Source organism: Pseudomonas sp. 1152_12 (assembly GCF_052850675.1).
The window spans coordinates 79,303-102,439 of sequence record NZ_VXCW01000013.1 but is presented as its reverse complement, the minus strand read 5'-3'; the positions used below and the strand labels follow the sequence as shown (position 1 = coordinate 102,439).

General features: G+C 59.9%; 18 protein-coding genes and 3 pseudogenes. 15 read left to right on the top strand and 6 right to left on the bottom strand.

The annotated features are described in order from the left end of the window. Positions 1–2: 2 nt before the first annotated feature. Entirely contained in the window at positions 3–269 is a 267-nt protein-coding gene (locus FW764_RS22785; RefSeq protein ID WP_446435820.1) for a hypothetical protein, read from the top strand. A 210-nt stretch (positions 270–479) separates the two neighbouring features. Here FW764_RS22785 and FW764_RS22780 read toward each other — a convergent pair. Further along, positions 480–725 (bottom strand): annotated as a pseudogene (locus FW764_RS22780) (transposase); the annotation flags it as partial. A 310-nt stretch (positions 726–1,035) separates the two neighbouring features. Between FW764_RS22780 and FW764_RS22775 the strand changes: the two are divergent. The 5 genes from FW764_RS22775 to FW764_RS22755 all read left to right on the top strand — a co-directional run bounded on the left by FW764_RS22775 (position 1,036) and on the right by FW764_RS22755 (position 7,399). Continuing rightward, positions 1,036–2,568 carry an ABC transporter substrate-binding protein gene (locus tag FW764_RS22775; RefSeq protein ID WP_446435876.1) on the top strand — a complete coding sequence of 511 codons (1,533 nt, stop codon included), beginning with the start codon at positions 1,036–1,038 and terminating at the stop codon, positions 2,566–2,568. Positions 2,569–2,580: 12 nt separating this feature from the next. Beyond that, positions 2,581–3,522, top strand: a complete 942-nt coding sequence (locus tag FW764_RS22770) for an ABC transporter permease (RefSeq protein WP_446435819.1) — start codon at positions 2,581–2,583, stop codon at positions 3,520–3,522. Further along, positions 3,519–4,373 (top strand): ABC transporter permease, encoded by an 855-nt coding sequence (locus FW764_RS22765; RefSeq protein WP_446435818.1) that lies wholly within the window; start codon positions 3,519–3,521, stop codon positions 4,371–4,373. The genes FW764_RS22770 and FW764_RS22765 overlap by 4 nt, the downstream gene beginning before the upstream one ends. Positions 4,374–4,375: 2 nt before the next feature. After that, complete coding sequence (locus tag FW764_RS22760) at positions 4,376–6,004, top strand: ABC transporter ATP-binding protein (RefSeq protein ID WP_446435817.1); 1,629 nt, start codon at positions 4,376–4,378, stop codon at positions 6,002–6,004. Positions 6,005–6,115: 111 nt separating this feature from the next. Continuing rightward, positions 6,116–7,399, top strand: coding sequence for an OprD family porin (locus FW764_RS22755; RefSeq protein ID WP_446435816.1), 1,284 nt, complete (start codon positions 6,116–6,118; stop codon positions 7,397–7,399). A 167-nt stretch (positions 7,400–7,566) separates the two neighbouring features. Here the strand turns inward: FW764_RS22755 and FW764_RS22750 are convergent, their stop codons facing one another. Continuing rightward, positions 7,567–8,445, bottom strand: a complete 879-nt coding sequence (locus FW764_RS22750; protein WP_446435815.1) for an FCD domain-containing protein — start codon at positions 8,443–8,445, stop codon at positions 7,567–7,569. A 140-nt stretch (positions 8,446–8,585) separates the two neighbouring features. Here FW764_RS22750 and FW764_RS22745 point away from each other — a divergent pair, with 140 nt between their 5' ends. From FW764_RS22745 to FW764_RS22735, 3 genes are read left to right on the top strand one after another with little or no spacing between them, the layout of a single operon-like run. Then, entirely contained in the window at positions 8,586–10,091 is a 1,506-nt protein-coding gene (locus FW764_RS22745; RefSeq protein ID WP_446435814.1) for a serine hydrolase domain-containing protein, read from the top strand. A 12-nt stretch (positions 10,092–10,103) separates the two neighbouring features. Further along, entirely contained in the window at positions 10,104–11,399 is a 1,296-nt protein-coding gene (locus tag FW764_RS22740) for an aminotransferase class III-fold pyridoxal phosphate-dependent enzyme (protein WP_446435813.1), read from the top strand. Beyond that, on the top strand, positions 11,396–12,823 hold the full coding sequence (locus tag FW764_RS22735) for an aldehyde dehydrogenase family protein (protein ID WP_446435812.1): 1,428 nt from the start codon (positions 11,396–11,398) through the stop codon (positions 12,821–12,823). The genes FW764_RS22740 and FW764_RS22735 overlap by 4 nt, the downstream gene beginning before the upstream one ends. Before the next feature lie 195 nt (positions 12,824–13,018). Here the strand turns inward: FW764_RS22735 and FW764_RS22730 are convergent, their stop codons facing one another. Continuing rightward, entirely contained in the window at positions 13,019–13,957 is a 939-nt protein-coding gene (locus FW764_RS22730; RefSeq protein WP_446435811.1) for a GlxA family transcriptional regulator, read from the bottom strand. A 173-nt stretch (positions 13,958–14,130) separates the two neighbouring features. On the opposite strand from FW764_RS22730, the gene FW764_RS22725 reads away from it, so the two are divergent. From FW764_RS22725 to FW764_RS22715, 3 genes are all read left to right on the top strand, one after another. Next, a complete protein-coding gene (locus FW764_RS22725) occupies positions 14,131–14,760 on the top strand; it encodes a TetR/AcrR family transcriptional regulator (protein WP_446435810.1) in 630 nt (209 codons plus the stop codon). Continuing rightward, positions 14,757–15,434 carry a type 1 glutamine amidotransferase domain-containing protein gene (locus FW764_RS22720; RefSeq protein WP_446435809.1) on the top strand — a complete coding sequence of 226 codons (678 nt, stop codon included), beginning with the start codon at positions 14,757–14,759 and terminating at the stop codon, positions 15,432–15,434. Before FW764_RS22725 ends, FW764_RS22720 begins: the two co-directional genes overlap by 4 nt. 79 nt (positions 15,435–15,513) lie before the next feature. After that, the gene (locus FW764_RS22715; protein ID WP_446435808.1) at positions 15,514–16,635 is read left to right on the top strand and encodes an alkene reductase; all 1,122 of its coding nucleotides are present in this window, start codon (positions 15,514–15,516) and stop codon (positions 16,633–16,635) included. Between the two features lie 64 nt (positions 16,636–16,699). Here the strand turns inward: FW764_RS22715 and FW764_RS22710 are convergent, their stop codons facing one another. Both FW764_RS22710 and FW764_RS22705 read right to left on the bottom strand, forming a co-directional pair. Further along, positions 16,700–17,698, bottom strand: a complete 999-nt coding sequence (locus FW764_RS22710; RefSeq protein ID WP_446435807.1) for an NAD(P)H-quinone oxidoreductase — start codon at positions 17,696–17,698, stop codon at positions 16,700–16,702. Positions 17,699–17,841: 143 nt separating this feature from the next. Next, positions 17,842–18,141: pseudogene (locus FW764_RS22705) on the bottom strand (alpha/beta fold hydrolase); the annotation flags it as partial. A gap of 103 nt (positions 18,142–18,244) precedes the next feature. Here FW764_RS22705 and FW764_RS22700 point away from each other — a divergent pair. Next, positions 18,245–19,312 carry an NAD(P)-dependent alcohol dehydrogenase gene (locus FW764_RS22700; protein WP_446435806.1) on the top strand — a complete coding sequence of 356 codons (1,068 nt, stop codon included), beginning with the start codon at positions 18,245–18,247 and terminating at the stop codon, positions 19,310–19,312. Between the two features lie 177 nt (positions 19,313–19,489). On the opposite strand, the pseudogene FW764_RS22695 reads toward FW764_RS22700, so the two are convergent. Further along, positions 19,490–19,804: pseudogene (locus FW764_RS22695) on the bottom strand (manganese efflux pump MntP); the annotation flags it as partial. Between the two features lie 642 nt (positions 19,805–20,446). Here FW764_RS22695 and FW764_RS22690 point away from each other — a divergent pair. Both FW764_RS22690 and FW764_RS22685 read left to right on the top strand, forming a co-directional pair. Beyond that, positions 20,447–21,976: an MAC/perforin domain-containing protein gene (locus FW764_RS22690; RefSeq protein ID WP_446435805.1), complete on the top strand. Its 1,530-nt coding sequence runs from the start codon at positions 20,447–20,449 to the stop codon at positions 21,974–21,976. 12 nt (positions 21,977–21,988) lie between these two features. Then, positions 21,989–23,137: a hypothetical protein gene (locus FW764_RS22685; RefSeq protein ID WP_446435804.1), complete on the top strand. Its 1,149-nt coding sequence runs from the start codon at positions 21,989–21,991 to the stop codon at positions 23,135–23,137.

Here is a 23,137-nt window from a genome sequence, read left to right as displayed (position 1 = left end):
AAATGAGCACGTTCTCTTCGTTCAAGTGTGTCGTGTGTGCTGTCGTAGTGCTGACTTTGGGCGGTTGCCTGACGATGTCGGGTAACTACAAGGTCACGGCCGTCGACGCCACGGGCGCTCCGGTCAAGATGGAGTTCACGACCCAAGGCCGGGGCATTTACTCTATCCGCAATGCGTTCTGCATGAATAACCCGAAGGGCACGGTCACCATCCGTGACCTGGACACGGGTGAAGAACTCACGAGCGAAAGCCCTTATCACTGTCGCTAGGTCTTAACCCGAGGGCTTGCGGGCGCGCGTTGGTTTCATCTCCCAAAGAGGCTTCGGCCTCTTTTTTGTTGCTTGGAAAACCATTAGGGAAACTCCGATCAACTGGCGGTGAGCGTGCTGTTAGTCGAAACGAAAACGACTTTCAGCGTTGCTTAGCGCAGAAAGGCCCGTCCGCACTGCTTCGTCGGGCTTTTGAGCCCAGCTCCCCGCGTTTTCCTCGCCATGTAGCAGCTCAGCGACTTGGGTTGCGTTGGCAACACTCGCGGCTGTGCCGTGGGCGTGGTGAACCCGCCCTGACTCCACATAGGCGCCGATATGGGCCTTCATTCCCAAGTAGTGTGGGTTACCTTTTTGGGACTGATGCATCTCAGGATAACGCTTGCCGTCCTCGTTCTTGGTTGAGCTGGGAGCATGAATAATCGTGGTATCGACGATAGTGCCCTGGCGCAGGGACAGGCTCATGCGTGGCTCGGGTCAGGTGGTGAAGGTGTATTTCAGCACATCTGAGGACTTGTTCGGAGTTTCCTTGGTGACGGCGGTATTGGTTTCTGCAGTGTTTTTATGTGCACAAAAAAACATTTACAAGCTTCGCGCATGCTGTGAATATGTCCCGGCGAATTTAAAAAAACAAAAAACACCTGCGGCACTGATCCCATTCAGGCCATAACAACAACGACCTCATACAGGCTTGAAGCCGGCTCCTGCCTCAGGCCGGTTTTCTCAGCGAAGGAGAACATCTCCCGTGAATCGCTTACTCAATGGCACGCTGTGCGCCACCCTCGCACTGGGCGCCGGCCTCGTGCAGGCCCAGACCACCTTACGCGTTGGCTTGAATGCCGACATCCGCAGCACCGAGCCGGGCGTCAACCGTGACGAAAACACCGACACCGTGATGCTGCACATCGTCGAAGGCCTGGTGGCCCACCGCGAGGATGCTTCCGTCGGCCCGTTGCTGGCCCGCGAGGTGCAACGCTCCGATGACGGTATGACCTACACCTTCACATTGCGCGAAGGCGTGCACTTCCAGAACGGCGCGACCTTGACTGCAAGTGATGTGAAGTGGACCTGGGAGCGCTACCTCAACCCCAAGAGCCAATGGCGCTGCCTGGCCGAATTCGATGGGCGTGGCGGGGCGAAAATTACCGCCATCGACACGCCGGACCCGCTCACCGTGGTGTTTCACCTGGACCAGCCCAGCGGCCTGTTCCTCGCCTCGATGGCGCGCCCCGATTGCGGGGGCAGCGGCATCCTGCACCCCGATTCGCTGGCCGCCGATGGTAGCTGGAAAGCCCCTGTCGGCACTGGCCCGTTCAGCCTTACCGAATGGAAACCTGGGCAATACGTGGCGCTGTCGCGCTTCAACGACTACAGCCCACGTGACGAAGCCGGGCCGGATGGCTTCACGGGTAAGAAGCAGGCGCTGGTCGACGGGGTGCGCTTTATGGTGATTCCCGACCCGTCCTCGGCCAAGGCGGCGTTGATGTCCAACAATATCGACCTGCTGCCCAACGTCAGCGCCAGCGATGCCCAGGAGCTGAAAGCCACGCCGGGCGTGCAGATTTCGTTCAGCCCGATCATGGCTATCTGTGGGTTGCTGTTTCAGACCAACGACCCGTTGCTCAAGGACGTGCGTATTCGCAAGGCCATTGCCCACTCCCTGGATTACGGGCAGATGGTCAACGCGCTGACCAATGGCACCTCCGAGCCGAATAATTCGGCCATCGCGCAAACCAGCCCCTTCTACAGCGCCACCGCCAAGCACGGCTATAGCTATGACCCGCAAGAAGCCCGGCGCCTATTGAAAGAGGCCGGTTACCACGGCCAGCCGATCAAGATGATCGTCAACAAACGCTATTCGCAGATGTTCGACATGGGCCTGCTCAGCCAGGCGATGGCGGTGACCAGCGGCTTGAATATCCAGATGGAAACCCTGGAGTGGGGCACACAGCTGGAGCGCTACCAGAGCGGCAATTACCAGATGATGGCGTTCTCTTATTCCTCGCGCCTGGACCCGGCCACCAGCTTTGATTCGCTGATGGGCGACAAGAGCAAGGAACCGCGCAAGGTCTGGGACAACCCCCAGGCCCAGGCGGTATTGCGTGACGCGGTGCGCGAGAGCGATACGGCCAAGCGTCAGGCGCTGTTTAACCAACTGCACACGATGATGATCCACGACACCCCCATGGTGATCATCTACAACGGCACGGTCGCCGCAGCGCTGCGTGACAGCGTGCAGGGCTTCCATTCTTGGCCGGTGTCTTCGCCACGGTTGTGGGGCGTCAGCCTCGCAGCGCAATAACGAGGCCTGAGCATGTTGCGTTTTATTCTGCAAAAACTCGGCATGGCGATTCCCACGCTGCTGCTGATCTCGGTGATGGTGTTCGCGCTGATTCGCCTGATCCCGGGCGACCCGGCGCTGCTGATGCTCGGCGACATGGCCGACCCGCAAAGCCTCGCTGATATGCGCCATACCCTGGGCCTGGATCACTCGCTGGTCACCCAGTTCCTGATCTGGTTCAAGGCGGTGTTGAGCTTCGACCTGGGGTTTTCGATCAGCACCAAGCAGGCGGTTTTACCGCTGATTCTCGACCGCTTCAGCGTCAGCGCGACCATCGTGTTGGTGGCGGTGTTGTTCGCCACGCTGATCGCGGTGCCGATTGGTTTGATCGCCGCGTGGAAACAAAACAGCGCGCTCGACCTTGGCCTGGTGTCCGTCGCCACGTTGCTGCTGTCGATCCCCAGTTTCTGGCTCGGCCTGCTGTTGCTGCATGCGTTCGGCATCCAGCTGGGCTGGTTGCCGGTGGTGGGCTACGTGAGTTTTGCCCAGGCGCCTTGGCAAGCGATCAGCTACATGGTGCTGCCGGTGGTGACCCTGACGTTGGTCGAAGTCGGTGCGATTACGCGCATGGCGCGGGCCAGCACCATCGAAGTGCTACGCCTGGAATACATCGCCCACGCCCGGGCCAAAGGCTTGTCGGAGCGTACGGTGTTGTGGAAACACGCCTTGCCAAACGCCTTCGCCCCGACCTGGACATTGGTGGGGTTGATCCTCGGCAACCTGCTGGGCGGCATCGCCGTGCTGGAAACCGTGTTTACCTTGCCCGGTATTGGCCGCTTGATGGTGGATGCGATTTTCGCCCGTGATTACCCAGTGCTGCAGGGCTGCCTGCTGCTGATCACCTTTGTCTACGTGCTGGTCAACCTGTGTGTGGATCTGCTCTATCCGCTGTTCGATCCAAGGGTGAAGTTATGAGTTCAACTATTGCCGTGCCCGTAGGGGTCAAGCGTCGGCGCGTGTGGGCGCCAGCCAACGCCTTGATTGGTGGCGGGCTGCTGGTGGCGTTGATTGCCTTGGCGTTGATGGGGTGGGTGTGGTCGCCGTTCGACCCGCTGAAGATCGACCTGATGTCGCGCTTCCAGGCGCCCTCGGCCAGCCACTGGCTGGGCACCGACGAATTCGGCCGCGATGTGTTCAGCCGTCTGTTGATCGGTGCGCGCACCAGCCTGTGGGTGAGTTTGCTTTCGGTGAGCGTCGCCGTGCTGGCGGGCACCTTGATCGGCATGCTCGCCGGTTACTTGCGCGGCTGGACCGACCGCGTGCTGATGATGTTCAACGATGCGCTGCTGGCGTTTCCCGGCATCCTCATGGCGCTGGGCATCATGGCAATCATCGGCGCCAGTAAGTACGGCATCGTCTTGGCCTTGGGCATCGCCTACACGCCGTCGGTGGTGCGCGTGGTGCGCGGCACCGTGTTGTCCCTGCGTGAGCTTGAGTACATCGAGGCCTCGCGGGTGATCGGTAATTCGGAGCTGTACACCATGCTGCGGCACATCGCCCCCAATTGCCTGGCGCCGTTATGCGTGCTGGCCACCAGCATGTTCGGCTGGGCGCTGCTCTCCGAAAGCGCGCTGAGCTTCCTTGGCCTTGGCGTGCCGCCGCCGGCCGCCACCTGGGGCAACATGCTTGCCAGCAGCCGGCCATACATCGCCTCGGCACCTTGGCTGGGGGTGTTCCCTGGGCTGTTTATCTGCCTGGCGTTATTGGCGATCAACCTGTTTGGCGACGCCCTGCGTGATCGTCTTGACCCCCGGATGAGGAAGTGAACATGCCCGCCACTCCTGTGTTGTTGAATGTACAAAACCTCAAGATCCGTGTGGGTGAAGACGGCCCGTTAGCGGTGGATGACCTGAGTTTCAGCATCGCGCCGGGGGAGATTGTGGCGCTGGTGGGTGAGTCCGGCAGCGGCAAGACCATGGCCGCCCGCGCCGCCATTGGTTTGCTGCCGTTGCCCATGCAAGTGTGTGGCGGGCGCCTGGACTTCCAGGGGCGCGACCTGGCCAGTGTCAGCACCGAGGAACTGCGGGCGATTCGCGGTGCGAGTATCGGCATGGTGTTCCAGGAGCCGATGGTGTCACTCAACCCGGCCTTGAAAATCGGCCAACAGATGAGCGAAGCGCTCAGGCTGCACACCGATCTTGACGCTGCGCAGATCCGCGAACGTTGCTTGACCATGCTGCGCCGCATCGGCATCCAAGCAGCCGAGCGTTGCCTGGAGTCCTATCCGCACCAGTTCTCTGGCGGCATGCGCCAGCGCATCATGCTGGCTTCAGTGATGCTGCTGCGCCCGGCGCTGTTGATCGCCGACGAACCCACCACCGCGCTGGACTGCCTGGCGCAACTGGACGTGATCGAGCTGATGCTGGAGCTGACTCGCGAGCAGGGCACGGCCATCCTGTTTATCAGCCATGACCTGTCGCTGGTCGCTCGTTATGCGCACAAAGTGGTGGTGATGCGCCGCGGCCAGGCGGTGGAGCAGGGCAGCACCGACGACGTCCTGCTGGCACCCAAGGCCGAGTACACCCGCCAACTGCTCGAAGCGTTGCCAAGGCGTGGCGCGTTAGCGGCGTTGCCGGCCAGCAACGGGCCGTTAGTGGAGGTTGATCGCGTGTGCATCGAACATCCCGGGCCGACTTCATTTTGGGGTAGGCGCCAGTTCAACCGCGTGGTGCATTCGGCCAGTTTGGTGATTGCCCCGGGTGAAACCCTGGCGCTGGTCGGTGGCAGCGGTTCGGGCAAGACCACGCTGGGCCGCTCGCTGGTAGGGCTGATCAAACCCTGCGCCGGGGCGATCCGCTTCAAGGGCGTGGACATTCTCAAGGCCGCCAACCGTGCCCATCGGCTGCAATGCCAGATGATCTTCCAGGACCCGTATTCATCCCTGAACCCACGGATGAAAATCGGCGAAATCCTTGCCGAGCCGTTACGCCACGAACCCGGCCTGAATGCCGCCGAGCGCCGTGAGCGGGTCACCCAAACCTTGCAGGATGTTGGCCTGGATGAGCAGTTCGTTGAACGCTTTCCCCATCAGTTATCCGGCGGGCAGCGCCAGCGCGTGGCAATCGGCCGAGCCCTGGTGCGTCATCCGCAATTGGTGATCGCCGATGAGCCGATTTCGGCGCTGGACATGACCATCCAGAAACAGATCCTCGAACTGTTCGAGCGTTTGCAGGCGCAGTACGGCTTTGCCTGCCTGTTCATCTCCCATGACTTGGCGGCGGTGGAGCGCATCGCCCATCGGGTGGCGGTGATGCACCAGGGCCAGGTGGTGGAAGTGGGCGCACGTGAGCAGATTTTCGATCACCCGCAGCACCCGTACACCCGCCAATTGCTGGCCGCCGCCAGCCCCTTGAAGCAACTGCCGGACGGCGGCTACCGAATACGACCGGCTATTTAACCCCCTGATTTCACCCAGCGCGCAGGCCTTTTTAACCTGCGTGATGGGGAATGTCGTACCCAAAAAACAATAAGACCTACTTACCGATAACGACTGCCAGGAGCCAAGAACATGCATAACAACAACCTAAACCTGATCTTGAAGGGCGTCGGCCTCATGAGCGGGGGCCTGCTGTGCGCCCCGGCCCAGGCTGAATTCCTCAAGGACGGCAAGGCAGACCTGGGCCTGAAGAACTACTACTTCAACCGCGACTACCGCGAAGGTGCGGGGCAATCCAAGCGTGAGGAATGGGCTCAGGGTTTTATCCTCAACCTCAAGTCAGGCTTTACCGAAGGCACTGTCGGGTTTGGTGTAGATGTGGTCGGGATGCTCGGCGTGAAACTCGACTCCAGCCCGGATCGCTCGGGCTCCGGTTTGTTGTCGCGGGATAACGACGCCACGCCGGGCAAGCCGAGTTACTCCAAGCGCGCGCATGACGAGTACTCCAAGTACGGCGTGACCGGCAAAGTGCGTGTTGCCCAGAGCGAGTTGCGCAGCGGCTACCTGCTGCCGGACTTGCCGATTTTGCAGCCCAACACCAGCCGGCTGTTCCCGCAGACCTTCCGCGGCACCCAAGCGACCTCCACAGACATCGCCGGGCTTGCGTTGATTGGCGGGCAGATCGACCAGACCAAGCAGCGAGAGTCCACCGAATACGAAGATATGGGGCTGACCAGCCAGAGCGGGGCCTACAAGAGCACTGCCAAGAGTGATCGTTTGCGCTTTGTCGGCGGCGATTACAAGCTCACGCCGGGTATGACCCTCAGTTATCACTTTGCGCAGTTGGAGGATATCTACCAGCAGCACTTTGTTGGGGTGAAGAACAGCTTTGCGCTGGGTGGCGGCACGCTCAAGACGGATATCCGTTATTTCGATGCGGACAAGTCGGGGTCGGGGTTGGCGGGCAAGGTGGATAACCGTGCGCTGAGTACGCGAGCGATGTTCAGCTACAAGGGGCACAGCTTTGGCGGGGGTTATCAGGAGCAGTACGGGGCGACACCGTTCACCTATGTGAACGGGACCAATACGTATCTGTTTTCCGAGTACCAGTTGAGCAATTTTTCGCAGACCAATGAGCGGGTCTGGCATGCGCGGTATGACTTTGACTTTACAGCGTTGGGGGTGCCGGGGCTGACGTTTTCTACGCGTTGGGCCAAAGGGGATCAGGCGCAGGTGAGGGGGTTTGCGGGGGAGGGGCGTGAGTGGGAGCGGGATATTGACGTGGGGTATGTGTTTCAGACCGGGGCGCTGAAAGGGATTTCGTTGCGGTGGCGCAACGCGTTGAGCAAGGCCAATTATCAGCGTGACACGAATGAAAACCGCGTGATCGTCGGTTATACCGTGGCGCTTTGGTGATGACCGTGTTCTGGGAGGGGTGTGCCAGGGCTAACTGTGGGCGCTGGCTTGCCTGCGTTGATGGCCGGCAAACCCACCCATATTGGGCTGACACACCACGGTCAGAATGTGGGAGCGGCCATCACCGCAGCAACGGATATGCCCCCAATCAGAACGCCAAAAACGCATCATCCCTTATTCCGCGCCACCCGCAACTTACTCGCCACATCCAAGTGCCGATGCAACAACGTCGAGGCCCACTCATTATCGCCTTGCTCCAAGGCATCCAGAATCGCCAGGTGCTCCTGGCACGAAACCCTGACCCGCTCCACATTGCTCACCGTGTGGAACTCGGTCAACCGACGCAACCGGTTCTGCTGCTGGATCGCCTGCAAGATATAGCCATTACCGGACGCCGCCGCCAGCAGTTCATGGAACTCCGCGTTGCACTCGATAAAACGCTGCCCATCAACCTTGCCCTCCAGCAGTTCCATTTGCCGCTCACGGCAGCGGCGGAATTGCTCAGGGCTGATCTTGAACGTCGGCTCCAACAACCCAGCCGGTTCCAGCAGCATGCGAAAGCGGTAGCTCTCAAAGCGCGTTTGCGGGCTGTTCAGCGTCGGCAAAAACTGCCAGCCATGCCCGTGTTTGCGCTGCATCACACCTTCGTCGGACAGGCGCAGCAAGCACCGGCGCAGCACACTTTTGCCGACGCCGTAGCGGCGCAGCAAATCGCTCTCGGAGATCTGGTCGGGCAGCACCTGGTTCAAGCGGTCGTCGATCAGTCGCGTGTAGAACTGGTCCTCTTCGTTGTGCAACTCACTGACCTGTTGCGCCAGGCCAGCGCCAGCGTTCAGGGGCACGCGAAAGCCCTGTTGCGCCAACGGCTCGATGGCTTTCTGTTCGGCCAGGTACGACAGCGCACTGCGGATCGGCGAGCGCGATACACCCAGGCGCTGGGCCAGTTCGACTTCTTTGAGGTGCATACCGGGTTGCAGGTCGCCATTGGCGATGGCGGTAAGGATCTGGCCGGCGACTTTGGTCTGCAGCGAGGTGAGTTGGGACATGGCGCGAAGTCGTTCCAGTGACAGGGGAGGCAAGGATACCCGGAAAACTGAATTATAGGCGGTGCAAATACATCAGGGCCGCAGCGAACAAATCTTTATCTGCATTATTTGAGATGTAAAAACATCATCGAGGACCCATCATGACCTACATTCCGCTGCCCAGGGCCTTGCCCCATGAACGCGGTGTCGACCCGGCCGGCATTGTCGACTTCCTCCAGGCCATCAGCGAGGCGGGCCTTGAGCTGCACAGTTTCATGCTGTACCGCCAAGGCGCGGTGGTAGCCGAGGCCTTCTGGCAGCCTTATTCGGCGCACCGCATGCATGTGCAGCATTCGGCAACCAAGAGCTGGACCGCCACCGCGATCGGCCTGTTGGTGGACGACGAGCGCCTGCGGCTCGACGCCAAGGTCGTTAGTTTTTTCCCCGAGCTGTGCCCGCGACCCATCAGTGCCAACCTCGCGGCCATGACCGTGGAAGATTTGCTGACCATGCGCACCGGCCATACCCGCGGTATTTCCGGCGGCGACTGGCGTAACCTGCAAAGCAGTTGGGTCGAAGCCTTTCTCAATGAACCGGTAGACGAGCCGCCGGGCCATTCGTTTATCTACAGCAGTGCCTCCAGTTTCATGCTCTCGGCGATTGTCACCCAAGTGACCGGGCAGACGATGTATGCCTTGTTGCAGGCGCGTGTCCTCGATTATCTGGGACTTGATAGGCTCGAATGGGACCTGGCGCCGGGTGGTTTCAACTCGGGCGGCAACGGTCTGAGCTGTACCAGTGAGGACGCGTTGAAGTTCGGTGTACTGCACCTCAACCACGGCCAGTGGCAGGGCCGCCAGTTGTTGTCGCCGCAGTGGGTGGCGCAGGCCACGCGCAACCAGGTGCAAGACGTGTGGATGGGGGAATTCGACGGCAAGCAGTACCTGCCGCGCGACAAGAATAGGGCCAACGACGCCCAGCGCGAAGGTTACGGCTACCAGTGGTGGATGACCGAGCACGGCGGCTATTACGCCTCCGGGGTGTTCGGCCAGCAATGCATCGTGCTGCCGCAGCAGGACACGGTGATTGTGTTCACCTGCGGCCTGCGCCTGGGCGAGAAACGTTTGCACAAAGCGCTGTGGCAGCATCTGTTCCCGGCCTTGGGGCGTACTGCTGTGGATGCTCAAGCCAGCCAGGCGCAACTGGGCGCATTGATCGACGGCCTGCGCCAGCCCGCGCTGCAAGGCTTGCAAACCTCGCCCGCCAGCGCCGCGCTGCAAGGCCGTTTCGCTATCGAGCCGAATGAAGACGGTGTGCGCGAGTTGGCCTTTGAACTCAAGGGCGAGTACTGCGATTTCACCCTGATCGACCACCGTGGTACCCACCACGTACGCGCCGGTTTTCAGCAGCCGATTGAAACCACCACCAGCATCACCGGCAATTACCTGCACCACCAATATCAACCGGAGCAAACGCCCGTCGTGGCCGAGGCGCGTTGGACGCCCGAGGGCGAGTTGCGTATGCACTGGCGTTTTGTCGAAACCGCCTTCGGTGACCACGTCAGCTGCCGCGTGCAGCACGGCTGCCTGCACTTCGAGCGTGGCGTCAACACCAATGCCGGAGCCCTGCAACGCCCGACCCTGATCGGCACGCGAATCCAGTCTTAAGGAGTACAACCAATGACCTCCTCCCTGTGGGCACCCTTTACCGCAATGCGCCCCTTCAATCGCCAGCCGATGCTGTTTGATCGTGCGGCCGGCATGCACTACACCACCACCGAGGGGCGCGATGTGCTCGATGCCATGGCTGGGCTTTGGTGCGTCAATGCCGGCCACGGCCAGCCGCGTATCGTCGAGGCGATTCGTGAAGCGGCGGGGCGCCTGGACTTCGTGTCCTCCTTCAAGATGAGCCACCCGGCCGCGCTGACCCTGGCTGATCGTTTGGTGGCCATAGCCCCGAATGGCCTGGACAAAGTGTTCTTCACCAACTCCGGTTCTGAAGCGGTAGACACCGCGTTGAAGATCGCTCGCGCCTACCATCAGGCGCGCGGCGACTGCCGCCGCACCAAGCTGATCGGCCGCGCCAAGGGCTATCACGGCATGGGGTTTGGCGGGCTGTCAGTGTCGGGAATTGGCCGGCAGAAGCGTGACTTCGGCCCATTGCTCGGCGATGTGGCGCACTTGCCGTTACCGTATGACGCGGGCTCGCGTTTCAGCCGCGGCCAACCGGAGCAGGGCGCGCACTATGCCGATGCGCTGTTGCAACTGCTGGAAATCCACGACCCGGCGACCGTGGCGGCGGTGATTGTCGAGCCGGTGACCGGTTCCGGTGGTGTCTATGCACCGCCCCTGGGTTACCTGCAAACACTGCGCGAGATCTGCGACCGCCATGGCGTGCTGTTGATTTTTGATGAGGTGATCACCGGCTTCGGTCGTGTCGGCCACGGCTTTGCTGCTCAAACCTTCGGTGTCACGCCGGACTTGATCACCCTGGCCAAGGGCCTCACCAACGGCGCAGTGCCCATGGGCGGCGTGTTGGTCAGTGGCGCGGTGTACGAGGCCTTTATGCAAGGCCCGGAACAGGCCATTGAGTTGATGCATGGCTACACCTATTCGGCTCACCCTTTAGCCTGCGCCGCCGGCTTGGCAACGTTGGAAGTACATAAAGAGCTTGGTATCAACGCGCATGTCCAGCGCATTGCTCCGCTGTGGCAAACCCGCGCGCTGGCGTTGCGCGAGCAATCTTGGGTGCTGGACGTGCGCGCGATTGGTTTGCTCTGCGCCGTTGAACTCAAACCCCGCGACGGTGCGCCGGGCGCGCGAGCCGGGGAGGTGGCGCAGCGCTGTTTCGACGCGGGCGTGCTGGTGCGCGCATCCGGGGAAAACATCGTGCTGTCGCCGCCGTTGATCATCACTGAAGAACAGATCGCGCTGATTTTCCGCACCTTGGGTGATGCACTTGAGGCGACGCGATGAACCCGCTGGATTTCTATATCGACGGCCAGTGGGTCAAGCCCTTGGGGACCGAGACCTTGGCGGTGATCAACCCGTCCACCGAGTGCGCCATCGCCAGCATCAGCCTGGGCTCCCGCGCCGACCTGGACCTGGCGGTGGCGGCGGCCAGGCGCGCTTTCGACAGTTACAGTCAGTGGACTCGAGAGCAACGCTTGGCGCTGCTGGCGGTGATCATCGACGGTTACTGCCAACACAGCGAAGCCCTCGCGCAGTGCGTGCACGAAGAGATGGGCGCACCTTTGTCCCTGGCGCGCAGCGCACACGTGCCGGCAGGCCTTGGTCATCTGCAACGGGCTTATGAGCTGTTGAAAGACTATGAGTTTGATCGCGCCCATGGCAGCACGCTGATCAGCCGCGAACCGATTGGCGTGTGTGGCCTGATCACACCGTGGAACTGGCCGCTGAACCAGCTCACCTGCAAGCTCGCCCCGGCCTTGGCAGCGGGCTGCACGCTGGTGCTAAAACCCAGCGAGAAGGCGCCGCTGTCGGCCATGTTGCTGGCCGATATCCTGCATCGGGCGGGGGTGCCCAAGGGCGTGTTCAACCTGGTCAATGGCGATGGCCCGACCCTCGGTGACGGCATCGCCCGGCACGCTGATATCGACATGGTCTCCTTCACCGGCTCCACCGGCGCCGGGATTGCAGTGGCCAAGGCGGCGGCGGAGACAGTCAAGCGCGTTTCCCAAGAATTGGGCGGCAAGTCGGCCAACCTGATCCTCGCGGACGCGGATCTCGATGCGGCGGTGTGCCACGGTGTCAGCAGCTGTTTTCGCAACAGTGGGCAGTCGTGCAACGCACCGACGCGCCTACTGATCCCACGAGCCATGCAGGCGCGTGCGGTACAGATTGCCCGGGAGGTGGCGGCGCAGGTGTGTTTTGACGACAGCAACCCGGCCACGGCCATGGGGCCGCTGGCCAATCAGGCGCAGTTCGAACGGGTGCAGGCGTTGTTGGGGGCAGTGGATCAGCCACCGGTGTGCGGCGGCGTGGGCCGACCCGACGGCGTGACGACTGGTTTTTACACGCGGCCCACGGTGTTCGCCGATGTCGACCCACAACTGCCGATTGCCCGCGAGGAAGTGTTCGGGCCGGTGCTGGTGATCATTCCTTACGACAGCGAGGAGCAGGCCATAGCGATTGCCAATGACAGTCCCTATGGCCTCTCCGGTTACGTGGCCGCCGGCACCCTGGAACGCGCGCGGTCCATCGCTCGGCGCTTGCGCACCGGCATGGTCCATCTCAATGGCAGCAAGGCCGACAATGGCGCGCCGTTTGGCGGGTACAAGCAGTCGGGCAACGGGCGTGAGTGGGGCGTGTTTGGCTTGGAGGATTACCTGGAGGTGAAGTCGATGTTCGGCTACGCACCTAGCCCCGATGCCGATTAGTCAAGCGGACGCGATTCCCAAAGCCGCGAAGATCAAATGTGGGGTTTGTCCCGCGTTGGGCTGCGAAGCATACCCGTAACCTGCCGACGCGGTTTGTCAGTGATGCCGCGGCGCCTGGATTGGGAGCGCTTCGCGCTCCAACTCGGGGCAAGCCCACTCGTCACAACACGCGGGCTTGCGATGGTGGCACTGCGCCTAACTCGGGTTGAACAGCACCTGCTGCATCGCCTGTGGCGGCTGCCCGAATGCGCGCAGAAACGCCTGGCGCATGCGCTCGCGATCACCAAAACCAGTTTCGCGGGCCACCACTTCGACCGGATGACGACTGGTTTCCATCATCGCCCGCGCAGCTTCCACGCGCAGCGACTCGATGGCCTTGGCCGGCGTCTGCCCGGTTTCTTCGCGAAACACCCGGCTGAATTGGCGTGGGCTCAGCCGGGCCACGTCGGCCAAGGCTTCCACTGACAGGTCATGGGTGAGGTTCTCGCGGGCGTAGGCCAGTGCCAGTTGCACGCGGTCGGATTTTGGGTCCAGTTCCAACAAGGCCGACAACTGCGACTGTTCACTGCCGCGGCGCTGGGCAATCACCAATTTGCGCGCAATACGCCGGGCGAGGTCGCTGCCTAAGTCGGCCTCGACCATCGCCAGTGCCATGTCCACACCGGCGCTCATGCCTGCGCCGGTCCAGATCTGGCCGTCGACCACGAATAGTTTGTCTTCTTCCAGCTGGATATCCGGGTAGCGTTTGCGAAATGCCGGTGCGTGAATCCAGTGGGTGGTGGTGCGCTTGCCTTCGAGCAAACCGGCTTCGGCCAATACGAAAATGCCCATGCACAGCGAGGCCACGCGCCGCGACTGCGCGGAGGCGGCCTTGACCAATTCGAGCAGGTTGGCCTCGGGCAGGCGAAATTCCAGATAGCCGCTGACGATCAGCGTGTCATAGCCCTGCGGCCGAATCGGCGTGGTATTCACCGAAAAACCTTGGGAGGTCATGACCGCGCCGCCACGCTCCGACACCAGGTGGAACTCATAGGCCGGCTCGCCGCGCAGCAGGTTCGCGCACTCGAACACCGAGCCCAGGCTGAGGCTCAGGGACTGGAAGTTCGGGTAAGCCATCAGCGCAACGCTGTGCATTGTCATTCTCCAAGGGGCGCAGGAGTGGGGATTGTCGGCGGGTGCCGGGCAAACGGCAACTGCCTTTGCAGCGTGTCCGGAATCCTTGCGGATATGACATTGTTGAAGTTTTTCTCGGCGCCTAACATCCCCTCAACGAACTAGACGACTGGTCTAATCGGACGGGATGAATGATGACTAACGAGACTAAAAGTGCAAGGCAGACGATTCTGGATTCGGCGCAATTGCTGGTGAGCCGCAAAGGGTTTTCTGCGGTGGGGTTGAACGAAATACTTCAAGCCGCCGATGTACCGAAAGGTTCGTTTTATCACTACTTCAGCTCCAAAGATGCGTTCGGTGTTGTCCTGCTCGATACCTATTTCGACCACTACGTGAAAGGCATAGAGCAACTGTTCCAGCAAACCGAGCTGTCCGCAGCGGCCAGGTTAATGCGCTATTGGCACACCTGGATCGACAATCAGACCGGCTGCACCGACGCGGGCAAATGTCTTGCCGTCAAACTCGGTGCTGAGGTGTCAGACCTTTCAGAGCCGATGCGTTTGGCCCTGCAGCGCGGCACTGCGCGCACCATCGCCTTGCTTGCCGAGGCCTTGCAAAACGGCCTCGAAGACGGCTCGCTGACGGTCCGGCAACACCCCGAAAGCCTGGCCCAACGCCTGTATGCGTTGTGGTTGGGGACCAGCGTCATGAGCAAGATCACCCGAACATCCGCGCCTTTTGATCAGGCGTTGCTGCTGACCCAACAGCTGTTGGGTTGCCCTGAACCTACTGACAATCACATCGATCGAGGCACTGGAAAATGAAAGTATTAATGGTACTGACCTCTCACGACCAGCTTGGCAATACCGGTCGTAAAACCGGCTTCTGGCTCGAAGAATTTGCTGCACCCTATTACACGTTCAAGGACGCCGGCGCCGAGTTGGTGCTGGCATCCCCAGCCGGTGGGCAACCACCGTTGGACCCGGTCAGTGATCAGCCGGACGCGCAAACCGAACAAACCCGGCGTTTTGCAGCCGACCCGGCGGCCCAGCAGGCGCTGGCCAACACCGTCAAGCTTGAGTCGGTCAACGCCGACGACTTCGACACGGTGTTCTACCCAGGTGGTCATGGGCCGTTGTGGGACTTGGCGCAATCGCCTGTTTCCATCGCGCTGATCGAGTCGTTCGAACGTGCCGGCAAGCCCATCGGCTTTGTCTGCCATGCGCCGGGCGCGCTGCGTCACGTCAAGGCAGTCAATGGCGAGCCGCTGGTCAAGGGGCGCCGTGTTACCGGCTTCTCCAACGCCGAAGAGGTCGCTGTGGGCTTGACCGATGTGGTGCCGTTCCTGATTGAAGATGATTTCAAGGCACTCGGCGGCCGCTATGAAAAGGGCGCTGATTGGCAATCCTTTGTGCTCGAAGATGGTTTGCTGGTCACCGGGCAGAACCCGGCCAGTTCCAGCGACGTTGCTGAAGTCCTGCTGAAACTCACCGCCTAAATTAACTAAGCACTGTATGGATTGGCGGCTCTCAGGAGCCGCCAACGCTTTAGTGCGCCTTGAATTTGGATATTTTCAAATGACTAGCCGTTTAAATACCCCAGTCAAACTGGGTCATCACATGTTGAATAACCGTGTTGTTTTGCCGCCCCTGACCCGTCAACGCAGCGCGCAACCCGGCGATATCGCCACCGACCTGATGGCCGAGTATTACCGTCAGCGCGCCACGGCCGGCTTCATGGTCAGCGAAGGCACGCAAATCGAGCCGCGCGGCCAGGGCTACGCCTGGACGCCGGGGATCTACAGCCCGGCGCAGATCGACGGCTGGCGCAAAGTGACCGACGCGGTGCACGCCGAAGGTGGGGTGATCTTTGCGCAACTCTGGCATGTTGGCCGTGTGTCCCACAATGCGCTGCAGCCGGAGGGGGCCGCGCCGGTTGCGCCGTCTGCGTTGGCGGCGCTGCAAGCCAAGGCGTTTATCGAAACCGGCCCTGGTGTCGGCGAGTTGAAGCAGCCGCCCGTACCGCGTGCGTTGAGCACACTGGAAATTGAGGCGTTGGTAGGGCATTACGCCCAGGCCGCGCGCAATGCGTTGGATGCCGGCTTTGATGGCGTGGAAATCCACGCCGCCAATGGGTATTTGGTCAATCAGTTCATCTCGGCCCACGCCAACCAGCGTGATGACGAGTACGGTGGCTCGTTGCACAACCGCCTGCGTTTTCTGCGCGAGATTGTCGAAGCCGTGACCGCCGTGGTCGGGCCGGAGCGTCTCGGCGTGCGTTTTTCACCGCTGTTCAGCGGCACCGATCAAGACCGCGTTTACATCGGCCTGGTGGAAGAGGACCCGCATCACACCTACATCGAAGCGATCAAGGTGCTCGAAGCGTCCGGCATCGCCTACGTGTCCATCGCCGAAGCCGACTGGGACAATGCCCCCGACTTGCCGGAAACCTTCCGCCAGGCCGTGCGCAGCACCTTCAGTGGGCGGATCATCTACGCCGGCCGCTACACCGCAGAGCGCGGTGCGAAACTGGTAGCGGCGGGGTTGGCTGACTTGATCGCGTTCGGGCGCCCGTTCATTGCCAACCCGGACTTGCCGCAGCGCCTGTTCAATGGCTGGCCGCTGAACGCGCTGCGGGCTGAAGGCATGTACGGCGGCTCGGCGCTGGGTTATACCGATTACCCGGTGTATGCCGAGTAAGCGAGTTGGCTTGATTTGAGTGGCGAGGGAGTCAGCTTCCTCGCCACCGGTGGGCAAGGTGTCTTCACTTCACCTGCAACACAATCTTGCCAATATGGTCGCCGCCTTCCATCCGCGCATGGGCTTGGGCGGCGTCGGTGTATTCGTAGACCTTGTCGATGATCGGCAGGCAGCGCCCGGCCGACAGCACCGGCCACACGTATTCGCGCAGTTGTTCGGCGATGGCGGCCTTTTCTTCCTGGGTGCGTGCGCGCAGCAACGAACCGGTGATGACGGCGCGTTTGCCGAGGATGGTCAACAGGTCGACATCGTTGGCCTTGCCGCCGCCGAGGAAACCCAGCATCACCAAATGCCCGTCCATGGCCAGGGCCTTGAGATTGTTGTTGAGGTAGGAGGCTCCCATGATGTCGAGGATCACATTCACGCCCTTGTCACCGGTTTTCTTGGCGATGACGTCGGCGAAGTCCTGCTCGCGGTAATTGATCGGTTCGGCGCCCAGCTTGGCAATTGCCGCGCATTTGTCGGCACTGCCGGCGGTGGCGAAGGCGTGGATGCCGAACTCGCGGCAGAGCATCAACGCCGTGGTGCCGATGCCGCTGGTGCCGCCATGAATCAAGGCTCGCTGGCCTTTGTGCGCGCCGCCGAGGCCGAATAGGTTGGCCCAGACGGTGAAGAAGGTTTCCGGCACGGCAGCCGCTTGAATCCAGTCCATGCCCTGCGGGATCGGCAGCGCCTGGCTCGCGGGCACGGCGCAAAACTGCGCATAACCCCCGCCATTGGTCAGGGCGCAGACCTTATCGCCAAGCGTGTATTCATTCACACCGGCACCCAGCGCGACCACTTCACCGGCCACTTCCAGGCCTGGGATCGGGCTCATGCCCGGTTTCATCGGGTATTTGCCGGCGCGCTGCAAGGCGTCTGGGCGGTTGACCCCGGCGGCGTGCACGCGAATCAGGATCTCGCCTGGGCCTGCCACTGGCACGTCGGCGCGACGTGGTTGCAGGACCTCGGGGCCACCGGGCGTGGTGATTTCGATCAGGGTCATTTCTTTAGGGAGCGACATTTGCGATTACCTGCAGCGATGAGCGTATGAGTTGGGACCGCCTCCGGCAGTCGCCGGTTCAGCTGCATCCTATCGAAGGGCGGCATCTAACAAAAAAAGCCGGGCAAGCCCGGCCGAAAACAAGGTGAGGGTGGTTCAGGTGTTCAGCGCGTCAGGAACGCCAACAAGTCTTCGTTCAACTGCTGGGTGTGGGTGGCTGCGAAGCCGTGTGGCGCATCCTCGTACACCTTCAACTGTGCGCCCTTGATCATCTCGGCCGCGACTTTGCCGGTGGTCTCGAACGGCACGACCTGATCGCCGTCACCGTGGATGGCCAGGGTTGGCACGTCGATCTTGGCCATGTCCGGGCGGAAATCGGTCTCGGAGAATGCAGTGACGCAATCCACGGTGGACTTGAGCGACGCCAGCAGGGCGATTTGCAGGGTTTGCGTCAGTACGCCCTGGGGGTAACACCGGACGAAGGGCTTGTACGCCTGTGCTCGGTTGAACGGTTCAGCGTCTATATTGGTCCACTGACCTCTACCGTCAGTTCAACAGGTGAACCAAATGGCCAAGACATACAGCTACGCCGCGCGGGATTCCAAGGATGCACTTAAACCCTTTACCTTCGAACGCCGCGCGCCAGGGGCCGATGACGTCCAGATCGACATACTCTATTGCGGCGTGTGCCACTCCGACCTGCACACCGCACGTAACGAGTGGCACAACACCTTGTACCCGTCGGTGCCCGGCCACGAAATCGTCGGCCGCGTCACCGCCGTCGGCGCCGATGTGAAGACGTTCAAGGTCGGTGATTTGGCCGGTGTCGGTTGTATGGTCGACAGCTGTCAGCACTGCGCGTCCTGTGCCGAGGGCGAGGAGCAATACTGCGAGAACGGTTTTACCGGCACCTACAACGGCCCGGTGTTCGGCGGCGAAAATACCTTTGGCGGCTACTCGGACAGCATCGTGGTCAAAGCGAAGTTTGTATTGCGTATCTCCCACGATGATTCGAACCTGGCGGCCGTGGCGCCGCTGCTGTGCGCAGGGATCACCACGTACTCGCCGTTGCATCACTGGAAGGTTGGCCCTGGCAAGAAAGTCGGTGTAGTCGGCCTCGGTGGGTTAGGGCATATGGCGGTGAAAATCGCGCATGCCATGGGCGCGCATGTCACGTTATTCACGACCTCGCCGAACAAACGTGAAGATGGGCTGCGTTTGGGGGCTGACCAAGTGGTGGTTTCGAAGAACCCGGACGAAATGGCCAAAGTTGCCAACAGTCTGGACTTCATTCTCAACACCGTCGCAGCGCCGCACGACCTGGATGCGTTTCTCAATCTGCTCAAGCGTGACGGCACCATGACGTTGGTCGGCGCGCCCGACAGCCCGCACCCGTCGCCTTCGGTGTTCAATCTGATTTTCAAGCGCCGCAGCCTGGCGGGTTCGTTGATCGGTGGCATCCAGGAAACCCAGGATATGCTGGATTTCTGCGCCAAGCATAAGATTGTCTCGGACATTGAGATGATCGATATTCAGGGTATCAACGAGGCGTACGAGCGGATGCTCAAGGGTGATGTGAAGTATCGCTTTGTCATTGATATGGAGAGTTTGAAGAAGGAAAGCCGCGCGGCTTGATAGCATCTCGCTTTTTTGTGGGAGCGGGCTTGCTCGCGAATGCGCTGGGTCAGTTACAAATAAGCTGACTGGTTTGCCGCTTTCGTGAGCAAGCCCGCTCCCACTTTTGATTGGGCTCAGCCTTCAAAATCAGGTCGACTGCCATCCGGACCCGGCTTTGCGGGTGCTTGTGTTTTTTCAGGCCGAAAGATGCTCATACAAAATAGTCGCACCCACCAGCATCAACACCACGCCACCCACCAACTCAGCACGCTTGCCCACCACGGTACCCAGCACCCGCCCAAGCATCATGCCGATGGTCACCATGGTCATGGTTGCAAGCCCAATCGCCGCCGAAGCCACCAAGATATTCACGTCGACAAACGCCAAGCCCACACCGACGGCCAGCGCATCAATACTGGTAGCAAAGGCTGTGACAGCCAGGATCATGAACGAGTGCTGCGTCGGTTTCTCAACCTCGTCATCGTCCACCTTGAGCCCGTTGTAAATAAGGATAAGGGAAATGGGGTACACGGTAAGGCTTCCAGTCGGGCTGTATGAGTCAACGACACAACCACACGCCCGACTTTAGGCATGGAGGTGTCGCTGGTCTCACCAACCAAAACGGTGTTCGCACCACGGCAGGTTGCCGAATATGTTGATACGAACGCTTCTGAGCAGGTCAGAAGCCGGTTACTCCCCAACGAAGGGCCGCAGCATAGACGCTCAAATATAAAAAACCGTCAACGCCCCGCAAATACGGGAGCACGACGCTCATTACATCTCTACCGTTTGTCGGCTAATTTTTGTTGTGAGCCGCTTACCTGACGTCGAAGAGTGGTGCCCGTTGAGCAAGCGCCGGTCAGGCAAAGCAAGCACTTATCGCGTCCACAGGGGGGCTTGTCAAAAAAAAGCAAGACAGCGACGTGAACCACGAGATTGAAAACGAGGATGCCTAAATGCCAGCATGGGCTATTGTCGTACCGCTAGATGCATTTTAAGACGGATCAAGGCGCAACCTTTGTTTAAATCGATGATCAATAAAACGCGCGCTTCGACGTTGATTAAACTGCAAAAAAAAGCAGACTAAGTTCTTCGTGGGCAGGCACGTGCCTGCCATGCCTTAATGGTTTACTGCGTAAAGGAATACATAGTATGAGCAAGCTTAACAGTGTTGCCAATATACTCCCTGGCGCTTCTTCTCTGGGCTATGGCTTTAATATTGCGACGGCCGTCAGCACGACTACCTTCACACAACAAATTATTAATCTTGACGAAAAAGATGGCACTGTTGTGGTCGAGGGAGGCATAGAGTATTTATTGCCTGCGAACGTCAGCCAGTTCGAGCGGCATGAAAGCAAGATTTCCTATAGTTCCTTTACGTCGGAAGATCAGTACCGCACTCATATGGCGGCGGAGGCATCGGCGAGTGGCGGTGGGTGGGGGTTCTCGGCGGAGTTTTCAGCTTCGTATTCCAGCCTTTCTAAAGGTGATAATACAAACTTTTATGGGCTCGTCGAGGCCAAGACAACGCTGTGGGATACCCAGCTCAAATCAATCACGGGTAACGTGTTGAACCCGGATTTTATGGAGGCGATCAATAACTTGCCGCCGGCGTTTAGCGCTGAAACACAACGCGACTTTTTTTCGTTCTTTGACGTGTGGGGTACGCACATTGTCAATCAGAGTACGGCGGGAGGTAGCTTGAGCTACTTGGTGACCTCCGACAATTCTTCGCAGTTGAGCGAGTCTGCGGCGACCGCGAGCATGAGTGCCGAATATAAATCTCTGTTTGTCAGTGTGGCTGTTAGCGCCGAGGCGGAATGGGATCAGATGGCCAGCGGCTGGATTTCAAGTCGTAATTCCCAGTTGTCAATCGTCGGCGGCTCACCTGAGGTCTTGTCCGGCGTCATCGTCCCTACCAGCCCGACTTGGCAGCCGGACTACAGCAGTGCAAGCGTCGTCGATAAATGGAGTTCGACATTGATCGCCAACCCGGGTGTGATCAATATTAAATTGACGCCTATTTCCAACGTACTGGGTAATCTCGCCAAGACCTCTACCGAGGCGATAAAGTATGAGTCATTGGGTGACACGCTTGCGCAAGCCCTTGAAGTGTATCTCGACGGTTCAATAAAAGTATCAAACACCTCGACGTTCGTCGTTGATCGCTCGGGCGGCCTGCCTATCCTCACGGGGACAACAACGTCCATCGTCATCAACCGAAGCCATGTCAAACCCACCAACCCACCTCAACCTTCTGATATATCGATGTACTGGCTAGTAATGGCGGATGAGGCCGGCGTTGTGCAGTTTAATCAGAATGCCAACACCGAGAACCCGGATGACCTGGACGAACTGATTCAGGCCGCTGTTGAAGTGTCGGATAATCAAAAGTGGTGGGTGTGTATTTGCCTTGTCAATCAGGCTGAGGCGCCCATTAGCATACGGGCAGTTAATTGGCTGAACGCGCTGGGTATTGAAACGACGCAATTGGTGCAAGACGGTTTTTATCCCGGAATGTGTGGGGTTGCCACCATGATCGGGAAAACCAACTACGGTAGTTATACGGGTAGAATCAATCATTATCAGCCAGACTATTTTCCGTCTTTTCCAGCGGGTGTTGATTCTTTGGACATCACGGTGGAAACAGCCATTCCCGCGTTCGTCAATATTGATGGCTAAGGGCGCCCGACCTTGGCTCGCCTATTGATTGTTTCACACACCTCGCGCCATACCGGCTTTGGCAACGTCGCAGTTGGCATTGCCAATGCACTGGCGTTGGTGCATTGCGTCACGGTAATCGGAGCAGGCCCTGCCCATGTGGCGGAAAAGTGGGTGGAGTTGAAAAGCGACCCCAGGGATATTGGGCGCACGAGTGCATTGCGTACCCGGCTCCGAGAAAACAGCACCGACGTGGTGCTGTTGATTGGCGTAAATGTATTGACGGCGTGGCAAGCACAGTGTGTCAGGAAAGATGGCTATAAGGCGATATTGGTGGCCTATGTCCCTGTAGAGGGGCCTATTTATAAGGCGGATCGCTTGGCAGGCCTGCGTGCTTGTACGCAGGTTGTTGCCTATCACCCCATGGCTGCGCGCGCCCTGGCGAGTGCAGTGCCAGGGCTGCCCGTTATCAGTTGGATCTTCCACGCGGTGCGTCAACCACGAGCCCCGTTGATTACATTGCTCGCCCGGCCAACGTTGCGTCGAAAGCTTTTGCCGGGTTTGACGCAACATTGGGACAGGGTCTGGATTCTCAATGCTAACCGCAACGATCACCGCAAGTGTCCCGAGGCCACCCTTCGCGCTTTTGCATCCATCGTCTCACAGCGTCCTGATACAACGTTGATGATGCACTGCGAACCGCTACGGCCACACATCAACTTGAGGGCCGAACGTGACCGCTTAGGGTTAACCAATAACGTCGTATTTACCCACGATGAACTCCCCAAGCCCTGGTCTGAACAACAACTCAGCGAACTGTATGCAGTGTGTGAGATCGGCGTAAGTTCAGCGCTGGGGGAGGGCTGGGGACTCATTCCTTTCGAACACGCGCTTCAAGGCGGCGCCCAAGTTTTACCAGCGCATCCGGGGTTGTTGGATATTTGGGGCGGTGCAATGCAGTGGGTGCCGGTAGGAGAGCCCAGGCCCGTGGATCGGGTTTCAATGGGGCATGTTCCGGATCAGCAGCTACTTGCCGAGTCAATGCTGGCGTTGGCTACCGACCCTGTGCGTTGTCGGCAACAGGCAGCCGCCTGTCGCGCGCAGGCGGCTAAAGAACAATTCAGTTGGGAAACCGTAGGGCAGCAATGGCGCACCTTGGTTGACACTCTTCTAACGAAGTAA

Coding starts and splice junctions, on each gene's coding strand:
- FW764_RS22700 (WP_446435806.1), top strand. CDS start 18,245: ATGGCCAAGACATACAGCTACGCCGCGCGGGATTCCAAGGATGCACTT.
- FW764_RS22755 (WP_446435816.1), top strand. CDS start 6,116: ATGCATAACAACAACCTAAACCTGATCTTGAAGGGCGTCGGCCTCATG.
- FW764_RS22715 (WP_446435808.1), top strand. CDS start 15,514: ATGACTAGCCGTTTAAATACCCCAGTCAAACTGGGTCATCACATGTTG.
- FW764_RS22765 (WP_446435818.1), top strand. CDS start 3,519: ATGAGTTCAACTATTGCCGTGCCCGTAGGGGTCAAGCGTCGGCGCGTG.
- FW764_RS22725 (WP_446435810.1), top strand. CDS start 14,131: ATGACTAACGAGACTAAAAGTGCAAGGCAGACGATTCTGGATTCGGCG.
- FW764_RS22730 (WP_446435811.1), bottom strand. CDS start 13,957: ATGCACAGCGTTGCGCTGATGGCTTACCCGAACTTCCAGTCCCTGAGC.
- FW764_RS22770 (WP_446435819.1), top strand. CDS start 2,581: ATGTTGCGTTTTATTCTGCAAAAACTCGGCATGGCGATTCCCACGCTG.
- FW764_RS22720 (WP_446435809.1), top strand. CDS start 14,757: ATGAAAGTATTAATGGTACTGACCTCTCACGACCAGCTTGGCAATACC.
- FW764_RS22760 (WP_446435817.1), top strand. CDS start 4,376: ATGCCCGCCACTCCTGTGTTGTTGAATGTACAAAACCTCAAGATCCGT.
- FW764_RS22735 (WP_446435812.1), top strand. CDS start 11,396: ATGAACCCGCTGGATTTCTATATCGACGGCCAGTGGGTCAAGCCCTTG.
- FW764_RS22745 (WP_446435814.1), top strand. CDS start 8,586: ATGACCTACATTCCGCTGCCCAGGGCCTTGCCCCATGAACGCGGTGTC.
- FW764_RS22785 (WP_446435820.1), top strand. CDS start 3: ATGAGCACGTTCTCTTCGTTCAAGTGTGTCGTGTGTGCTGTCGTAGTG.
- FW764_RS22750 (WP_446435815.1), bottom strand. CDS start 8,445: ATGTCCCAACTCACCTCGCTGCAGACCAAAGTCGCCGGCCAGATCCTT.
- FW764_RS22690 (WP_446435805.1), top strand. CDS start 20,447: ATGAGCAAGCTTAACAGTGTTGCCAATATACTCCCTGGCGCTTCTTCT.
- FW764_RS22740 (WP_446435813.1), top strand. CDS start 10,104: ATGACCTCCTCCCTGTGGGCACCCTTTACCGCAATGCGCCCCTTCAAT.
- FW764_RS22710 (WP_446435807.1), bottom strand. CDS start 17,698: ATGTCGCTCCCTAAAGAAATGACCCTGATCGAAATCACCACGCCCGGT.